Here is a 4,368-nt window from a genome sequence, read left to right on the forward strand (position 1 = left end):
CGGGTGAGCCGGAGACCGGGTGGGCCTGGAGGCGGAGGCCGGGTGAGTCGGAGGCCGGGTGGTGGTCGGCGTACAGAACCCCGCCCGACAACACGAGCTGATATCCGTCCGTGTTGCCCCTTCTCAGCTCGTATACGACCTGAGAAGGGGCATCAGGAGCTGATATCAGGTGGTGTGGTCGGCCGGCTACTTGCCGGATTGGAGGGCGGTCCAGGTGACTGGGCCTACTACGCCGTCGACGATGAGGGCTCGGGTTCGTTGGTAGTCCTTGGCGGCGGTTTCGGTGGCTGGGCCGAACTGGCTGTCGATGATGACGGTTCGGCCGAGGGCTGCGGTCAAGGACCGTTGCAGGCGGCGGACCGCCGTACCGGTGGAGCCGTTGCGGATCGTCGGTTGATCGCCGGCAGACAGTAGGGCGGTCCAGGTCTTGGCGCCGATCAGGCCGTCGGCGGGGAGGCCGACTCGGGTCTGGAACGCCTTGACTGCATCGGTTGTGGGCGCGTCGAAGGTTCCGCTGGGCGTACCACCGAGCAGACACTGCGCAGCCCGGACCGCGCCACCGGTCGAACCCGCTTGCAGAGCTGGGTACGCCGTGAAGTCCAGATTGGTGGATGCACAGGTCTGGGTGCTGTTCACGAATGCGGTGGCGGCCGCCTCCCCCTTCGTGAGGGCATCGGTCTGGTTCTCGATCGGGACCGACGAGACGCCGGGGAACAGGATGTACGTGACGACCGCGCCGGACACGCCGCCGGAGGACGGGTTCGGGTTGATCCCGAGTTGCTGGGCCAGCTTGTACGACCCCTCGCCGATGATCCCGGTCGGGCCCTGATCACCCACGACGGCGTACGCGACCTTGTCGCCGTAGACGACCGCGGCCACGGTCGCACCGTCGATCCCGGCGGTTCGGAAGTTCCAGATCGTGCTCGACAGCGGTACGACGATGAACGGCAGCCCGGCGCTGTTGAGTGGCCGGCCGTCGGACTGGTTCCACGAGGTGTTCGGCTGGAACGAGGGATCGGTGTTCTCGTTGCACTGCGTGGTCCGCTGACCGTCGCAGTCCACATCGAAATCGGCGGTCCAATGCACGGCATCGCCGGACCGGCAGACCGCGACCGTGCGCGATCCGCCGGAGTCGTGCGCGTAGTTCCCGTTCGACAACTGCGTCTCACACCCGCCGGCGCGGGCCTTCAGCTGGGCCGCGGTCGGCCCGGCGAGCTCATCGGCTTGCGAATTCTGGGTCGGAGCCAGCAGCGCCAGACCGGCAACTGCCAAGGCCACCAAACCAACGACAACACGTCTGACCATCTCATCCTCCAGTGGGGCGGTACCGGAAATGAAGGTTTTCACCGAGGAGGATACAGATAGTGGTTAGTAATTAACAGAGCGTTCGAACTGCGCGATCTCGACCCCCGGGGCGACCTCGATGCGGGAGCGCACTCGGTAGCCGCGTGAGGTGTAGAGGTTCACGGCCGGGGTGTTGAGGCTGCCGGTGGAGACGCGGCTGACCGGGCGTGGTTCCAGCTCGTCGAGGTGGTCGAGCAGGGCTCGGCCGTGGCCGCGGCGGGCGTGGGCCGGGTCGACGATCAGCCGGCTGATCTCGACCACGCCGGGCTCGAGTTCGTAGGCAACCGCGCCGACCAGGCGCGAACCGTCGTACCGGCCGAGCCAGTGTTCGGTGGACGCCATCAGCCCGGCCAGATCCTCCTGCAACGGCGGGATCCCCTCGAAGCCGATCAGCTCGGCCTCGACGGCGTACGCGGCATGCTGAATCGTCAGCACCCGCTCGGCTAGAGCACGGTCCGTGAGGTCGAGTGCGGTGATCACCCGGGTCACGGTAGTTCAGGTGACACGCCAGTAGCCAAGGGCTTTCACCCGATGCTTGGGCACCTCGAGTTCCTTGATGACGTACGACGTGAGCGCCCGCGTCATCCGGGTGTCGCAGGCGATCCACACGAACGCGCCGGCCGGGTCGTCGATGAACCCCGGCAGCTCGCTCTTGACCCCGTCGACGAACTCCTGGCTCGCCAGATTGCGGATCTCGTGCCGCTCGGGATCGACCCGGAACGGAAGCTCGCGATCGCCCTCATGCGTGGTCTCGAACCAGATCGTGGCGGGCACCTTCGGCGCCACCGCGAGCAGCGAGTTGATCGCCGGCAACGACGCCGGCGCACCGATCACCAGCATCCGGCCGGGTAGCGGATCCGGGATCTCGAAACCCGTCCCCTGGACGGTCGCATCGATCGTGTCGCCGGACTGAGCCTTCAGCGACCAGTCGCTCGCACACCCCTCGTGCAGCGCGAACTCCATGCTGAACGTGCCCTTCTCGACATCCGGATCGACCAGTGTGTACGCGCGCTGATGCGGCTTGCCGTTCTTGTCGAACCACAGCCGCACCCACATGGTCGGATGCACCCCGATCGCCGCGAGCAGCCCGCCGTCGGTGAAGTGCACCCGGCGGTATCGCTCGGTGACGTCCTCGGCACCCGTCACGGTGAAGACGAAATCCTTCCCGCGGAACAGCTTGAGGACCGCACCTTCCCAGCCGTGCCCCACGGCGTACCTCCTGGCAATTGTCGTTGCGGCGGGTCGCGTTCAGTCCATAGGTTGGCTGCGCGAGCCAGGTTTCTAAGTTAATGACGTAACTAAGGCTACCCTAACTTAAGCGAGGCAGTGCGTGAATCCTCAGGTGACCCGCGACGCGTACGGCGTTCCCCACCTGCAGGCCGGTGATCCGCTCAGCCTCGTTCACCTCCAAGGCGCGACCACCGCCCACGACCGCGCCTGGCAACTCGAGTACGCCCGGCATCGTTTGAACGGGACGACCGCCTCCTTCCTCGGCCCGGACGCACTGCCGTGGGACACGTTCGCCCGGCAAGCTCGGCTCGCGGACACCGCCCAGCAGTGCTTCGACGCACTCGACGACGACACCCGCGCCTGGGTCACGGCGTACGTCGATGGCGTGAACTCAGCACTGCCGTCAGCCGAGGCGCCCGAGTTCGCGCAGACCGGCCTGACGCCTGGCGAGTGGGAACCGTGGACGCCGCTCGGGATCTGGCTCACCGTGCACATCCTGTTCGCGGGCTTCCCGGGCAAGCTGTGGCGCACCCATGTCGCGCAGCGCCTCGGCGAGGAGTACCTCCAACTGTTCACCTCCGAAGGACCGGGCGCCTCCGGCAGCAACGGCTGGCTGATCCCCGGCTCGGCCACCGTCACCGGCCAGGCGATCATCGCCGGCGACCCGCACCGGTACGTCGAGCACCCGGGCGTGTATCAGCAGATCCGGCTCACCTGCCCGTCGTACGACGTACTCGGCCTGGCCGTCCCCGGCATCCCCGGCATCGCGCACTTCGGCCACGCCGGAAAGGTGGCCTGGGCAATCACCAACGCCACAGCCGACTACCAGGACCTGTACGCCGAACAACTCCGCCGGACCGAATCATCGGTCGAAGCGCTCGGCGCCGACGGTTGGCAGCCTGCATCCCGGCACACCGAGGTCATCGAGGTCCTGGGCGCGGATCCGGTCACGATCGACGTGATCGAGACCGAGCGCGGCCCGATCATCGTCGACCACGCCGGCCAGACCCTCAGCCTGCGCTACCCACCACGCGTCCTCAAACGACTCGGCTTCGAGGTGCTCCCTCGGTTGCTGAAGGCAACGACCGTTGCCGAGATCGACGTGGCGTTGGAGGCCTGGGTCGAACCGGTCAACGTCGTCATGGCCGCCGACACCTCCGGCGGGCTGCTGCACCGGGTCGCGGGCGTGGTCCCGCAACGCCACCAGGCCAACTCGTTGCGCGTCGTACCGGCCTGGGACGCCGCCTTCGCGTGGGACGGCTGGCTCCCGATGCCGCGGGAGGAGGTCACCGGCCCGGTCGCGATGGCGAACGCGCGCGAGATCGCGGCCCCACTCGGCGTCGAGTTCGCAGCACCCCATCGAACGAACCGCATCCAGGAACTGCTGGCCAAGCGCTCCGACTGGTCGGTCGGCGACATGCCGACCATCCACACCGACACCTACCTCGGTTCCGCCGCAAGCATCCTCGACCGGCTCCCCTCCGCAGGCCTCTCCACCGAAGCCGTTGCCCTGCGCACCGAACTCCTCGGCTGGGATCGCCGGATGGACTCGACCAGTACCACGGCCTCGACGTACGCCGCCCTCCGCAAAGCGGTGATCGCCCGCCTCACCGACCGCTTCTCCATCCTCGAGAACCCCGACTGCCCCGAGATCTTCGCGCCGTACCTGGACACCCTCGCCCACGTCTCCTTCGCCCTGGAGAACCTGCTCGAGTCCGCGGACCTGGACATCGCCCCGATCATCCACGCCGCCCTGGAAGACGTAGCCGCCGCCAAACCCCGCCCACCCTGGGG

4 protein-coding genes are annotated in these 4,368 nt (G+C 67.6%); 1 reads left to right on the forward strand and 3 read right to left on the reverse strand.

Translation table 11 applies throughout. From position 1 onward, the window contains the following. Nucleotides 1-186: 186 nt before the first annotated feature. From E1261_RS43395 to E1261_RS43405, 3 genes are all read right to left on the reverse strand, one after another. Nucleotides 187-1,305 carry a peptidoglycan-binding protein gene (locus E1261_RS43395; protein WP_132415985.1) on the reverse strand — a complete coding sequence of 373 codons (1,119 nt, stop codon included), beginning with the start codon at nucleotides 1,303-1,305 and terminating at the stop codon, nucleotides 187-189. A gap of 63 nt (nucleotides 1,306-1,368) precedes the next feature. Then, a complete protein-coding gene (locus tag E1261_RS43400; protein ID WP_132415987.1) occupies nucleotides 1,369-1,824 on the reverse strand; it encodes a GNAT family N-acetyltransferase in 456 nt (151 codons plus the stop codon). Between the two features lie 15 nt (nucleotides 1,825-1,839). Further along, nucleotides 1,840-2,553 carry a siderophore-interacting protein gene (locus E1261_RS43405; RefSeq protein WP_132415989.1) on the reverse strand — a complete coding sequence of 238 codons (714 nt, stop codon included), beginning with the start codon at nucleotides 2,551-2,553 and terminating at the stop codon, nucleotides 1,840-1,842. A 121-nt stretch (nucleotides 2,554-2,674) separates the two neighbouring features. On the opposite strand from E1261_RS43405, the gene E1261_RS43410 reads away from it, so the two are divergent. Continuing rightward, nucleotides 2,675-4,368, forward strand: a 1,694-nt coding sequence (locus E1261_RS43410; RefSeq protein ID WP_132415991.1) for a penicillin acylase family protein, incomplete at its 3' end; no start/stop codon positions are given.

The sequence above is a fragment of the Kribbella albertanoniae genome, assembly GCF_004348455.1.
GTDB classification, from domain to species: Bacteria; Actinomycetota; Actinomycetes; order Propionibacteriales; family Kribbellaceae; genus Kribbella; species Kribbella albertanoniae.